12 protein-coding genes are annotated in these 13,731 nt (G+C 45.9%); 7 read left to right on the forward strand and 5 right to left on the reverse strand.

Going from position 1 to position 13,731, the window contains the following annotated elements:
* Positions 1–13 precede the first annotated feature (13 nt).
* Together gyrB and L1D55_RS13035 are read left to right on the forward strand one after the other, a co-directional pair.
* Entirely contained in the window at positions 14–2,431 is a 2,418-nt protein-coding gene (gene gyrB, locus L1D55_RS13030) for a DNA topoisomerase (ATP-hydrolyzing) subunit B (protein ID WP_102426367.1), read from the forward strand.
* A 408-nt stretch (positions 2,432–2,839) separates the two neighbouring features.
* The gene (locus tag L1D55_RS13035; protein ID WP_004739258.1) at positions 2,840–3,274 is read left to right on the forward strand and encodes an Hsp20 family protein; all 435 of its coding nucleotides are present in this window, start codon (positions 2,840–2,842) and stop codon (positions 3,272–3,274) included.
* Between the two features lie 239 nt (positions 3,275–3,513).
* On the opposite strand, the gene L1D55_RS13040 is transcribed toward L1D55_RS13035, so the two are convergent.
* From L1D55_RS13040 to glyQ, 4 genes are all read right to left on the reverse strand, one after another.
* Positions 3,514–4,767 (reverse strand): valine--pyruvate transaminase, encoded by a 1,254-nt coding sequence (locus L1D55_RS13040; RefSeq protein WP_102426366.1) that lies wholly within the window; start codon positions 4,765–4,767, stop codon positions 3,514–3,516.
* Between the two features lie 250 nt (positions 4,768–5,017).
* Entirely contained in the window at positions 5,018–7,105 is a 2,088-nt protein-coding gene (locus L1D55_RS13045; protein WP_239917690.1) for an alpha-amylase, read from the reverse strand.
* A gap of 202 nt (positions 7,106–7,307) precedes the next feature.
* Positions 7,308–9,374, reverse strand: coding sequence for a glycine--tRNA ligase subunit beta (gene glyS / locus L1D55_RS13050; protein ID WP_239917691.1), 2,067 nt, complete (start codon positions 9,372–9,374; stop codon positions 7,308–7,310).
* 2 nt (positions 9,375–9,376) lie between these two features.
* Positions 9,377–10,297 (reverse strand): glycine--tRNA ligase subunit alpha, encoded by a 921-nt coding sequence (glyQ, locus tag L1D55_RS13055; RefSeq protein ID WP_239917692.1) that lies wholly within the window; start codon positions 10,295–10,297, stop codon positions 9,377–9,379.
* Between the two features lie 420 nt (positions 10,298–10,717).
* On the opposite strand from glyQ, the gene L1D55_RS13060 reads away from it, so the two are divergent.
* Together L1D55_RS13060 and L1D55_RS13065 are read left to right on the forward strand one after the other, a co-directional pair.
* The gene (locus tag L1D55_RS13060) at positions 10,718–11,275 is read left to right on the forward strand and encodes a TMEM165/GDT1 family protein (protein WP_004739245.1); all 558 of its coding nucleotides are present in this window, start codon (positions 10,718–10,720) and stop codon (positions 11,273–11,275) included.
* Positions 11,276–11,422: 147 nt separating this feature from the next.
* Positions 11,423–11,677 (forward strand): hypothetical protein, encoded by a 255-nt coding sequence (locus L1D55_RS13065; RefSeq protein WP_008223224.1) that lies wholly within the window; start codon positions 11,423–11,425, stop codon positions 11,675–11,677.
* A gap of 83 nt (positions 11,678–11,760) precedes the next feature.
* Here the strand turns inward: L1D55_RS13065 and tusA are convergent, their stop codons facing one another.
* Positions 11,761–12,012 carry a sulfurtransferase TusA gene (gene tusA, locus L1D55_RS13070; RefSeq protein ID WP_004739242.1) on the reverse strand — a complete coding sequence of 84 codons (252 nt, stop codon included), beginning with the start codon at positions 12,010–12,012 and terminating at the stop codon, positions 11,761–11,763.
* Positions 12,013–12,161: 149 nt separating this feature from the next.
* Here tusA and L1D55_RS13075 point away from each other — a divergent pair, with 149 nt between their 5' ends.
* The 3 genes from L1D55_RS13075 to L1D55_RS13085 form a co-directional block, all read left to right on the forward strand.
* A complete protein-coding gene (locus L1D55_RS13075) occupies positions 12,162–12,347 on the forward strand; it encodes a hypothetical protein (RefSeq protein WP_004739241.1) in 186 nt (61 codons plus the stop codon).
* Between the two features lie 153 nt (positions 12,348–12,500).
* Entirely contained in the window at positions 12,501–13,442 is a 942-nt protein-coding gene (locus L1D55_RS13080; RefSeq protein ID WP_008223218.1) for a LysR family transcriptional regulator, read from the forward strand.
* 166 nt (positions 13,443–13,608) lie between these two features.
* Positions 13,609–13,731, forward strand: a 123-nt coding sequence (locus L1D55_RS13085; protein WP_239917693.1) for a transposase, incomplete at its 3' end; no start/stop codon positions are given.

Consider the following 13,731-nt stretch of genomic DNA (forward strand, 5'->3'; position numbering starts at 1 on the left):
TCAGAGAGTAACTATGTCAGATAATTACGATTCATCGAGTATTAAGGTACTGAAGGGTCTGGATGCGGTTCGTAAGCGTCCTGGAATGTACATTGGCGACACGGATGATGGTACCGGTCTGCACCACATGGTCTTCGAGGTAGTAGATAACTCTATTGATGAAGCGCTTGCTGGTCACTGTAATGACATCATTGTTACTATCCATGAAGACAATTCAGTATCGGTACGCGATGACGGCCGTGGTATTCCAACTGAAATTCACCCAGAAGAGAACGTGTCTGCTGCTGAAGTAATCATGACGGTTCTTCACGCTGGTGGTAAGTTCGATGATAACTCATACAAGGTATCAGGTGGCTTGCACGGTGTAGGTGTTTCAGTAGTAAACGCACTGTCTAAGCAGGTTACTCTTACTATCCACCGCGGTGGTCAAATCCATACTCAAACGTACCACCACGGTGAGCCTCAAGCGCCACTAGCTGTGATTGGTGATACGGATAAAACGGGTACAGAAATCCGTTTCTGGCCAAGTGAAGAGACATTCTCAAATGTACTTTTCCACTACGATATTCTAGCTAAACGTCTACGTGAACTGTCGTTCCTAAACTCAGGCGTTTCTATCAAGCTGATTGATGAGCGTGAAGAAGATAAATCGGATCACTTCATGTTTGAAGGTGGTATTCAGGCGTTCGTTGATCACCTAAACACCAACAAAACACCAATCATTCAAAAAATCTTCCACTTCGACCACGAACGTGAAGATGGCATTACTGTTGAAGTAGCAATGCAATGGAACGATGGTTACCAAGAGAACATCTACTGTTTCACCAACAACATTCCTCAACGTGATGGTGGTACTCACCTTGCTGGTTTCCGTGCTGCGCTGACGCGTACTCTGAACAGCTTCATGGATAAGGAAGGCTTCTCTAAGAAAGCGAAGACAGCAACATCGGGTGATGATGCTCGTGAAGGTCTGACTGCAGTTATCTCGGTAAAAGTGCCAGATCCTAAGTTCTCTAGCCAAACTAAAGACAAGCTAGTTTCTTCTGAAGTGAAATCTGCCGTTGAACAAGCGATGGGTGAAAAACTGTCTGAGTTCCTGATTGAGAACCCAACAGAAGCGAAAACCGTTTGTACTAAAATTATCGATGCAGCACGAGCTCGTGATGCAGCGCGTAAAGCACGTGAAATGACCCGTCGTAAAGGTGCTTTAGACCTAGCTGGCCTACCAGGCAAGCTTGCAGACTGTCAGGAAAAAGACCCTGCACTGTCTGAACTATACATAGTGGAGGGTGACTCGGCAGGCGGCTCCGCAAAACAAGGCCGTAACCGTAAGAACCAAGCGATTCTTCCACTAAAAGGTAAGATCCTAAACGTAGAGAAAGCACGTTTCGACAAGATGCTTTCTTCACAAGAAGTGGCAACGCTGATCACTGCTCTTGGCTGTGGTATCGGCCGCGACGAATACAACCCAGATAAGCTGCGTTACCACAACATCATCATCATGACCGATGCCGATGTCGATGGTTCGCACATTCGTACGCTACTATTGACCTTCTTCTACCGTCAAATGCCAGAGCTTATTGAGCGTGGCTACATCTACATTGCTCAGCCACCGCTTTACAAAGTGAAGAAAGGTAAGCAAGAGCAGTACATCAAAGATGAAGATGCAATGAACCAATACCAAGTAGCATTGGCTCTAGACAACGCAGCGCTACACGTAAACCCTGATGCACCAGCATTGGCAGGTGAAGCACTAGAGAAGCTAGTTCAGCAATACAACTCTGGTATCAAGCTGGTGGAGCGCATGAGCCGCCGTTACCCACATGCTCTAATGCATGAAATGATCTACATGCCTCGTCTAACTGCAGAGCAGTGTCACGATGAGTCAGCGGTAGAGGCATGGGGCAAGCAGCTAGTAGAACAACTGAATGCGAAAGAGGTTGGTGCAAGCCAGTACTCTCTAGAAGTTGAGAAGCATGAAGAGTTAGGTCTAAGCCTACCTAAGATTGTGGTTCGTACTCACGGTGTGACACACGAACACGCACTAAGCGTTGATCTGTTCAACTCGAAAGAGTACGGCAAACTAGCAAGCCTATCAGAAGCGTTAGATGGCCTGATTGAAGAGGGCGCTTACATCAAACGTGGTGAGCGTACTCAAGCAGTATCAAACTTTGTTGAAGCGCTTAACTGGTTGATTAAAGAGTCTCGTCGTGGTCTAAGCCTACAACGATACAAAGGTCTAGGTGAGATGAACCCAGATCAGCTTTGGGAAACCACAATGGACCCAGAGACACGTCGCATGATGCAAGTAACGATTGAAGATGCAGTCGGCGCTGACCAGCTGTTCACGACGCTAATGGGTGACCAAGTTGAACCTCGTCGTAACTTCATCGAAGAAAACGCATTGAAGGTTGCTAACTTGGATGTGTAGATTGTCCCAAAAAGCAATCTAAGTTATTTAAAAGACTGCCAGAAATGGCAGTCTTTTTTTGTTTTTAAGTGATTGAAAAATATTGAATTAAAAAAATAATTGAAAGTAATCCCTTGAAACTATTTTGCTCAATCCATATATCTATTTGTGAAGAGGATGACTGTCTTGCTCTACAAGAGAAGAAACAGAACCTTCATTACCGCTGACTAAGTATCGCTCAACAGAGGATAACTTTAGCAGCACACAACTTAAAAATTGATTCACTGTCATGTCCCAGTGTTGTCGCCAATAGAGGTGAAACCCGAGGAATGCGAATTGAATCTCTTAGCTGTTTGCTTGGTCTCATACACAGGTTCGATCTAAGTAAAATTCGCAGCTAAGACTATTGCTTACTAAAAGGATAGCATTATGAGAACTGTAGATTTCACTCCACTTTACCGCAACGCAATCGGCTTCGATCGTCTATTCAACATGATGGAAGCGAACACATCGAAGAACACTTCTGGCGGTTACCCTCCATACAACATCGAGCAAAAAGACGAGAACAACTACCGTATAACGATGGCTGTTGCTGGTTTTGCTGATGACCAATTAGACCTGACTCAGAAAGAGAATATGCTAATTGTTAAAGGTGAGCGTAAACCTGAAGCAGAAAAAACCTATGTGTACCAAGGTATCGCAGAGCGTGATTTCGAGCGTAAATTCCAACTAGCAGACTACGTAAAAGTGGTCGGTGCAAGCATGGAAAATGGTCTTCTTCACATCGACCTAGAGCGCGAAATCCCAGAAGCGATGCAACCTCGTAAGATTGCTATCAATGGTAATAGCCTACTAGAAGGCTAATACTCGTCATACTTGAAACTACAGCGTTGTTGACGTCGTAAATTCCCCCTAATCACATAGGTTCCCTATGCTCATAGGGCTGAATTTTCTAGTCGCCTAGCTGAAGCCCCAATTATTTAGGGTATTCAAGTGACAAACATTATCGGGAAGTAAAAGTGAAAGAGCACCTATGAGGTGCTCTTTTTGTTTGTCCTTCTAGCGTCATTCCATAGAGGGAGGAACGACCGAGTAGGGAATCTCTATTTGCTTTCGCTGTAAGCCTTTTTCACTTCTTCAGCAATGATCGCAATACCCTTCTGCATCGCTTCATCGTCTTGTACGTAGTTCATACGTAGGCACTGATGAGCATGATCCCACTCGTCTTCTTGGCCGATAAAGAAGTATTCACCCGGAACAATCAATACGCCGCGAGCTTTCAATCTGTCGTACAGTTCCATGGTGGTGATTGGCAGTTCATCAAACCATAGCCACAAGAAGATAGCGCCTTCAGGTTTGTGAATACGAAAACGCGGGTCATCAATCGCTTCTTGCAGCAGTTCAACGGCGCGCAAAGACTTTTCTTTATAGAAAGGCTTGATCACTTCACTGCTCAAGCGCAGCAGATCACCGTTTTCAATCATGTGGTTGGCGATAGCTGGCCCAACACTGCTTGGCGCTAAGCTGATGATGCCATTCATGTTGGTTAGCGCTTGGGTTACTTCTTCGCTCGCAATCACGATACCGCAACGCACACCAGGCAAACCAAGCTTAGAAAGGCTCATGCACAGAATCGTGTTTTCATTCCAGAATGGTTCCACATCTTCAAAGATGATGTTTGGGAATGGTAGGCCGTAAGCATTGTCGATCAGCAGTGGGATGTTGTTGTCACGTGCGAGTTTATCCAACTTACGCACTTCCTCATCTGTCAGTACGTTACCGGTTGGGTTAGTTGGGCGAGACGCACAGATAGCAGCGACGGAGTCATCCACTTTTAGCTGTTCGAAATCGACATGGTATTTGAACTGGCGGTTTTCTAGTAGCTCGATCTCAGGGTGGTAAGAGATAAAAATATCGTCATCAATCCCAGCGTCACCGTAGCCGATGTATTCAGGTGCGATTGGCAGCAAGATTTTCTTGTGAGAACCGTCAGGCTGCTGGCCAGCTAGTAGATTGAACAGGTAGAAGAAGCCGCTTTGGCTGCCGTTAGTTAGGCTGATGTTCTTCTCGCTGATGTCCCAGCCATAGGTCTCTTTCAGCATAGCCGCTAAAGACTTAATAAAGCTATCTTTGCCTTGTGGGCCATCGTAGTTGGCGAGGGCGGCGATGAGTTCTCCACTGGCGAGCATGTCGGCACTGGCTTGGTTAAAGTAATCGAGCATGGCAGGGATAGCGGCTGGGTTGCCACCACCAAGCATGATTGCGCCAGGAGTGCGCAGGCCATCATTCAAATCATCCATTAAACGAGTGATTCCAGAGTAACGATTAAACTTTTCACCAAACTTAGAGAACTGCATTACTTATTTTACCTAATTCATTGTGATTGCTTGTTATGTGTCATTAAGGCAGACCTTATGTCTGCCATCAGTGTAATCCTTGAACATACCGCAATGTTTTTGCAACGCATAGCGCCAAATGCTCTAACACGTAAAAAACTTCTATAAAGTTTGGCTAATGAGTGACTGCTTGCTTATTGCACTGGTTTTTGAGATCAAAAAGGAGAAGCCGAAGCTTCTCCATGAGTTTTGACTGTTTAAACCTGCTGGCTTATTTCGAGCCGGTATACACAACTAGCACTTTGTCATCTTGGTATTGGCGCTCAAACGCATAGTAGCCCTTGCTGTTGCGGATGATGTGCTTTCCTTGAGCGACAGCAGGGTGGCGCTGACGGAATTGTCCGAGTGCTTGCCAGTGTTTTAACAGCTCAGCTCGCTCTCCGGTTATTTGCTCCCAAGGCATGTCTGAACGAGTACCCTGCATAGGGTCGGAACCCGTTGGGCCGAAATCACGGGCGATTTCATCTCCGTAATAGATCTGGACTGCACCCGGAGCCAACATCAGTGCGTTTGCCGCTTTGGTCTGTTTGGCAAAGTCACTGCCGTGCTGCGTCCAGAATAGTGAGGTGTCGTGAGAGGATAAGTAACTCAACACGTTGAACTCGCTGTCACTGTTGATCTTCTCGGCATAGCGAAGGTAGTCAGCATCGAGAGCGGATAGGCATTTAAGCGCTTTAGGGGCGATGTCGCTCTGGAATTCAAAGTTGATGATCGAATCAAATCCGTTAGCGAAGTAATCTGATTTCACCACACTGTGTGCCCAGACTTCGCCGGTCATCCAGAAAGGTAAGTCATCTAAGGCTTTGTCAGGGTTATTCTGTTTCCATTCAGCAAGAGCTTGGTTGGCGCTCTCTTTTAGCTCTGCCCAGGCTTCGAGCTCAACGTGTTTTGCGGTATCGACTCTAAAGCCATCCACGCCGTATTCACGTACCCAGTCTGAAAGCCAAGTGATGAGGTGGTCACGAGGTGTTTTGAGCTCATCAGTCGCGCTGGTGGATTTGTTGCGATAGAAGTTTGGTAGCCCTGTTGTTTCTGTCGATTCTGTTTTGAGATCGGGCAGGTGCGCTAACGACATGGTCAGGTTGTTGTAACCCGGAGAGTCGTAAGCTCCGATATCGCTGCGCAGCCAGGCTTTGCCCCACCATTTTTCCCACGCTTCTTTGTCGCCGTAAGATATGTAGTTGTTGAAGTAGTGCCAGTTCTGACCTTTTGCTGGTTGCCAATCTGTCCAGTTCTCACCAAGCATTTTTGTTGCTTCTTCATCACTTAGGTTGAGCTTACCAAAGTCGAACTCCTGCATGTCGGCCAGGGTAGCGTAGCCAGTGTGGTTCATGACTATATCCCAGATGACACGAATGCCTTTGCTGTGCGCAGTATCGATGAAGGTTTTTAGCTCGTCTTCAGTACCCATGTTGTCATCAAGTTTGGTCCAATCTTGATGGTAGTAACCATGGTAGCCATAGTGTTTGAAATCGCCACGGTCACCACCGCCAACCCAACCATGTATCTGCTCTAAGGGAGACGTAATCCAGATTGCATTAGCACCGAGAGATTCAATGTAGTCGAGCTTTTCGGTTAAGCCTGCTAGGTCACCGCCATGGAATGTGCCGATTTCATCTTGTCCGTCTTGGCTACGGCCGTAGCTATTGTCGTTGTCAGGGTTACCGTTGTGGAAGCGGTCGGTCATCACGAAGTAAACCGTGGCGTTATCCCAACTAAAATCTGCTTTGGTTTCAGGCTCAACCTTTTCTAGTAATAAGACGCCTTGGCTACTTTCAGCTGGTTGCATGGTGACACTGCCGTTAGTGACCGTTGTTTGTATTCCGGAAAGGGCATCTCTGACCACGGTGCCATCATCAAAGGTTTGAGCAACATTGATGGTGGTTGGCCCGTCACTAGGAACCGGACAAGCAAAGCTTTGAACTTGTTGTTGCTTTGGTTTTATTTGAACCGTTAACTCATTAGTTTGCGGGTTGAGTATAAATTGGTAGGTATTCGCGCGAAAGACCTTAATAGCGAGCTCAGATTTCTCAGCGCAATCGTCCAGGCGAAGGGGTTTATTGAACTTAATGCGACTCTCTTCCGCCAGCTCATAGTTGGTGCCACAGGTATTTTCGCTGTCGCTGATGGAGAAGGTATAGCTACCTTTGGCGAGTTCCTGTTCTGCGATCACAGTGCCTTTGCCTGTCGATTCGAACACCACGGTGTCGTTATCAATCGCCAGTAATAGGCTGTTGTCGCTAGTTTGGCTGCATGCGCTGAGTGCAAGCATTGAAAGTGCAAGTACTGTTTTTTTCATTGTTTCCTTCCCCTGAATAAACAGGTCAGTTATAGCAAACAATGCCCTCTACAGTCTGAGTGCTGATTCATTCAGTTAATCAATAACACCTCTACAAACAAATGCTTGGCTCACAAAAACAAAAAGGGAAGCTTTCGCTTCCCTTTGGGTATTTACCTTTCGTTGCTCAGAGCAGCGCTTTGAACAGCTTTCTCACTCGTACTTATTTTTGCAGTAGAGAGATGTCAGCAATCTGTAGGAACAGGTTACGTAGGTTATTCAGTAGCGTTAGACGGTTCTTCTTAAGTGCTTCGTCATCAGCCATAACCATAACGTTATCGAAGAACGCATCAACAGGCTCACGTAGAGCTGCTAGCTTGCTTAGGGCTTCTTGGTAGTTACCTGTCGCGAATGCTGGCTCTAGTGCTTCTGTCATTACAGCAACGTTTTCAGCCAGTGCTTTCTCTGCATCTTCTTGAAGAAGGGCTAGATCGATATCTGCTGCTAGCTCGCCATCGAATTTCGCAAGGATGTTACCTACACGTTTGTTCGCTGCTGCTAGTGTTTCTGCCGCTTCTAGTTCACGGAAGTGAGAAACCGCTTTAACGCGTTGGTCAAAGTCAGTTGGCTTAGTTGGACGGTTAGCTAGTACTGCCTGGATGATATCCACGCTGAAGCCAGCATCTTGGTACCATGCGCGGAAACGACCTAGCATGAAGTCGATAACGTCAGCTTCTACGTTGTCGTTGGTTAGCTTGTCGCCCAGTAGTTCTTTCGCTTTTGCGATCAGATCAGTTAGGTCTAGGTTGTAGCCGTTTTCAACGATAATACGTAGCACACCTAGTGATGCACGACGTAGAGCGAATGGGTCAGAACCTTTTGGAGCTTGGCCAATACCGAAGATACCTACGATAGTGTCTAGCTTGTCTGCCATTGCTACTGCAGAAGAAATACCAGTGCTTGGTAGGTCATCACCAGCGAAACGAGGCATGTACTGCTCGTAAAGTGCTAGTGCAACTTGCTCGTCTTCACCATCGTGAGTCGCGTAGTGCATACCCATTACACCTTGAGTATCCGTGAATTCGAATACCATAGAGGTCATTAGGTCACATTTAGCCAGTAGGCCTGCGCGCTTAGACTTCTCAACGTCAGCATTGATTTGCTCAGCTATGTAGCCAGCAAGTTCAGTGATGCGGTCTGTTTTGTCTTTGATAGTACCAAGTTGCTTCTGGAAGATAGCTTGGTCTAGTTCTGGAAGACGGTCGATCAGAGGGCGCTTACGGTCAGTGTTGAAGAAAAATTCAGCATCAGCAAGACGTGGGCGTACAACCTTCTCGTTACCTTCGATAACGTGGCGAGGCTCTTTAGACTCGATGTTCGATACGAAGATAAAGTTAGGAAGTAGCTTCTTGTTTTCATCGTAAACAGGGAAGTATTTTTGGTCACCTTTCATGGTGTAAACCAATGCTTCAGAAGGTACTTTTAGAAACTCTTCTTCAAACTTCGCTGTTAGTACTACTGGCCATTCAACCAGAGATGTTACTTCTTCAACAAGATCATCTTCTAAGTCAGCTTTACCGCCAACCGCTGCTGCTGCTTTTTGCGAATCAGCTAGGATGATTGCTTTACGCGCTTCGTAATCTGCCATTACTTTACCGCGCTCTTCTAGGATCGCTGGGTATTGCTCTGCAGAATCGATAGTGAACTCTTGCTCACCCATGAAGCGGTGACCACGGATAGTGCGGCCAGATGCTACGCCTAGGATCTCACCTTCGATAAGGTCAGCGCCCATTAGCATAGTCAGTGTTTTAACCGGACGGATGAACTGAGTTGTTTTGTTACCCCAGCGCATTGGCTTAGCGATAGGCAGGTTACCTAGTGCTTTAGCCGCTAGTTCAACAACGATTTCAGACGTCGCTTGGCCTTTTACTTCTTGTTTGAAAAGAAGCCACTCGCCTTTGTCTGTTACTAGACGGTCAGCTTGTTCAACCGTGATGCCGTTACCACGAGCCCAACCTTGAGCAGCTTTAGTTGCGTTGCCGTCAGCATCGAATGCTACAGAAACCGCTGGGCCACGTTTTTCAACAACTTTGTCTTCTTGGCCTTCAGCCAGTGCTGCTACTTTTAGAGCAAGACGACGAGGCGCTGCGTACCACTTCACGCCTTCGTGCGCTAGGTTTGCGCCTTTAAGCTCAGCTTCGAAGTTTGCCGCGAATGCTTCTGCTAGAGTGCGAAGTTGCGTTGGTGGTAGCTCTTCAGTACCCAGTTCAATTAGAAATTCTTTAGCCATGATTACTTCTCCTCGTCCTTCTTGCACATTGGGAAGCCAAGTGCTTCACGTGATGCGTAGTATGCTTCTGCAACTGATTTAGTTAGGTTGCGAATACGAAGGATGTAACGTTGACGCTCTGTTACAGAGATAGCTTTGCGCGCATCAAGGATGTTGAATGCGTGGCCTGCTTTTAGAATGCGCTCGTAAGCTGGAAGCGGAAGTGGCTTCTCAAGCTCAAGTAGCTCTTTACACTCTTTTTCACACTGGTCGAAGAAACCGAATAGGAAATTTACGTCTGCGTGTTCGAAGTTGTACGTTGACTGCTCAACTTCGTTTTGGTGGAAGATGTCACCGTAAGTTACGTTAGAGCCGTCTGGTGCAACGTTCCATACTAGGTCGTAAACTGAGTCTACTTCCTGGATGTACATTGCTAGACGCTCGATACCGTAAGTGATCTCGCCTGTTACAGGCTTACACTCAAGGCCGCCAACCTGTTGGAAGTAAGTAAACTGAGTTACTTCCATGCCGTTTAGCCATACTTCCCAACCAAGGCCCCATGCACCTAGTGTTGGGTTTTCCCAGTTATCTTCAACGAAGCGAATGTCGTGAACAAGTGGGTCAACACCAAGAACCTCTAGTGAGCCTAGGTACAACTCTTGGATATTGTCTGGCGATGGTTTTAGCGCTACTTGGAATTGGTAGTAGTGCTGAAGACGGTTAGGGTTTTCACCGTAACGGCCATCAGTAGGACGACGTGAAGGTTGTACGTAAGCTGTAGACATTGGCTCTGGGCCAAGTGCTCGTAGACATGTCATTGGGTGAGAGGTGCCTGCACCTACTTCCATATCTAGAGGTTGAACAATGGTACAACCGTTTTGAGCCCAGTAATCCTGCAGCGCGAGGATCATTCCCTGGAAGGTTTTGATATCGTATTTTTGCATAGTCAGGTTCGCGCGATTCTTTTAAATGAATGAGAAAAATAACCTCTGAGTATACCGAGATATTCGTAAAGCGAGTAGGGGTAATCTTGTTTAATTAGTGGTCTAAAATGTCGTTTAATGGATTTTTTTGCCTTTAATGTTTGTTTTTCGGTGCAAGTAGATATTTTGATAAGTTTGACACTTGTTTTTGACTACGTGGGTGATTAGAATCTCGCGGTCTTTGGGGAGTAGCTTACTTGTTCATATCCTAGTGAATGAGTTCGTTCGTCAACATAATTGATGCAAAATCATCATGGCGTTCGAGGCAACCACCACCTTGGTGGCGCTTAGCAAGACCTTAGACAAGCATCGTGAACCGGGATGGGGCGCGAGGTTTGTCTTTGGTTAAATATAATAATCTCCATCCCAAATGAGCATGTCGTGAGCGTTTTAGCAATTTCAATTACAACTGTCGCTTTAGCCGAGATCGGTGATAAGACCCAGTTGCTATCCCTTTTATTAGCCAGTCGATATCGAAAACCGATACCTATCATTGCGGCTATCTTCTTTGCCACCATAGCCAATCATGCTCTTGCAGCGTGGCTCGGTGTGGTTGTCGCTGATTACTTATCGCCAGAAGTTTTAAAGTGGGTGCTGGTGGTCAGTTTTATTGCAATGGCGGGCTGGATTCTGATTCCCGATAAGCTCGATGATGATGAACAGATCTCAAACCGTGGCCCTTTTGTTGCTAGTTTTATTGCGTTTTTTATCGCTGAAATTGGTGATAAGACCCAGATTGCGACTTCTATCCTAGGGGCGCAATACGCCGATGCTTTAGCGTGGGTGATTCTGGGTACAACCATAGGCATGTTGCTAGCGAATGTACCTGTAGTGATCATTGGTAAGCTGTCGGCAGACAAGATGCCACTCGATCTGATTCGTAAGATTACAGCCCTGTTATTTGTCGGTTTGGCTATCGCTGCTGCGTTTTACTCATGAGTGTTTTGAGTCTTATTATACTCAACCAGTGGAGTAATGTGTTGTAGGTCATACTCTTACAGTATTGTGGGGTTTATCGAGCGAATGGACATATAACTGTCATACTTGTCATGATATTTTAATCTTGTGAGTTAAGAACACGAGGGCATGATTATGTTGACGCGTTATATGGGTATTACTCCACAAAGCCAAAGCTATCTATTTACCTTTGGTCTTGCACTTACACTATTAGGCATGGTGCTGACGGACATGTGGCTACCAATGGTCGCCGGCGCTATGATCATGACTGGACTTGCAGTAGAGGCTTGGATTCGAGTCGCGCATATTATTCCGATGCGTAAAGACATCCGAGCGTTACAACAGCAGCTTGATTATCTGCAAACCAAGTCTAGAGATGAATAAACAAAAAGCCGCTGGTACTCTGAGTTCTGCTTAAGAACATAGGGTACTAGCGGCTTTTTTGATGTTTGATTCTCGGTGGGGCGTTACGCCTCCAATCCCTTTTTGATCAAATACTGGTATGGCAGCGTTTCTGTCTCTTGGCCGACCAACTGGTGATCCATAAATCGACAAAAGCTCGGGATATCTCGAGTGGTCGAAGGATCGTCAGCTTTTACCAGTAACACATCGCCATCCTGCATGTTTCTAATTGTCTTCCTAACCATCATTACTGGCTCCGGGCAACGCAGGCCTTCAGCTTCTAAAGTATGGGTTGCCAGTTCAGGTTTGAATGTCATGGTTTGTATCTCTATATCTATCTAACGTGTGAATAATACGTCTGCAGAAAAAATATGCAATAAGTGCTTGGCAAACAGAATCATTTCCTATAACTTAGTTAACAAGTTGATAACAACTTGAAACAAAGGCAACTAGCTAAGGAGTGGCGATGTTGACAGGATTAGATAGATTAACAATTTATTCGGTTCTCTGTTTTATTTCTTTTTGTGCGTTAGTTTTACGTTCATCGACAGAGACCTCACTGATGCCTATTTTTGGCATAGTAGCAACGATTATTGGTATTTGGGTTGAGATGCGCCGTTGGCAGGGTGTAGCCGAAGAGCAAGAGCACTAACCTAAGTACAGCAAACAAATTCCGATACGACATTCCGACACTATCCCCAAATTTTCTTGGGCTTCCCCGCGTAATTGCGGGATTTTTTTTATCTAAAGCATGCTATAAACAAGTTAGTGAACAATGATCATTGTATTCAGCTAGGTAAGTGGCGTGGAATTAGAAGACATCTATCGTAGAGACCTTAATTTATTGGTCGCCTTAAAGGTATTGATTGAAGAGGGCAGTGTTAGCCAGGCAGCGCTTCGTCTCAACTTGAGCCAGTCGGCAACCAGCCGAGTATTAGGGCGCTTAAGAGACTTACTCAACGATCCTCTGTTTACTCGCCAGGGCCAGCATCTTATTCCGACCAAAAAAGCACTCGAGATCAGTCAGCGAATTGATCAGCCTTTGGAGTCATTCCGTCAACTACTTAGCCCGAGTGATTTCGACCCTTACTATTGCAGTGAACGCTTTCTAATTGCGACCACTGATTATGCGATGCAAACCATTTTGCCGTATGCACTGCCGAAGATTTATGAGCAAGCACCGAATATCTCTTTAGAATTCGCCCCGCTGCAGCATGAACATTTGTTTAAGCAGCTTAGTACCGAGCGCGTCGATATGGCGATCTGCCGACCAAGTGGCAGTGTTGCGCCACTTCATCAAGAGGTCCTTGGCCCTGTGGGTGTGTCGTGCTTACTCTCTAAAAATCACCCCTTGGCAGACAGTTCGTTGAGTCTCGAGGATTATGTATCTTTACCTCATGCGATGATTGCGATCAGTGATGGTGTAAAGGCGTTATTGGACAACGCTTTAGCCAATCAACAACCGAGGAAAATGGTACTGCGTGCTTATCACCTTGAAGCGGCATTGGCGATTGTCGATAGAATGCCGTTAGTGATTACGGTACCGGCTGATTTGGCATACTTGGTTGCAGAGCGTTATGACTTAGTCGTTAAGCCGCTGCCATTCGAGTTTATGCCATTTGATTACTCGTTGATTTGGCACTCACGCTGCGACTCTTCTGCCTCACAGCAATGGTTGAGAAGAGTGGTCAAAGAAGAATGTGGTGAGTTAATTCAAAAGCGGATTGCCGATGTCGGCTTGGGTTAGAGTCAATAGCAGATAGCAAAAAGGGCTGATCATGATCAGCCCTTTTGTTTTCAGCCCTAAACCACCTACTTCAGTAGGTGGTTATCATTCAGTTTGGCTTTGCCTGTAGTTCTACCCATGTTAAATGCTCCCTTGATTTTTAGCGAAGTCAAAGAGGACAAATAACATGAGCAGATATAATCAAGCTTCCCACGTATTTTGGAGATGTCAATATCACATAGTGTGGACACCAAAGTATCGATTTAGGATTTTGAAAAACAATGTAGGTAAAGAAGTTTATCGATGTATA

The sequence above is a fragment of the Vibrio sp. Isolate22 genome, from assembly GCF_022398115.1.
Classification (GTDB): domain Bacteria; phylum Pseudomonadota; class Gammaproteobacteria; order Enterobacterales; family Vibrionaceae; genus Vibrio.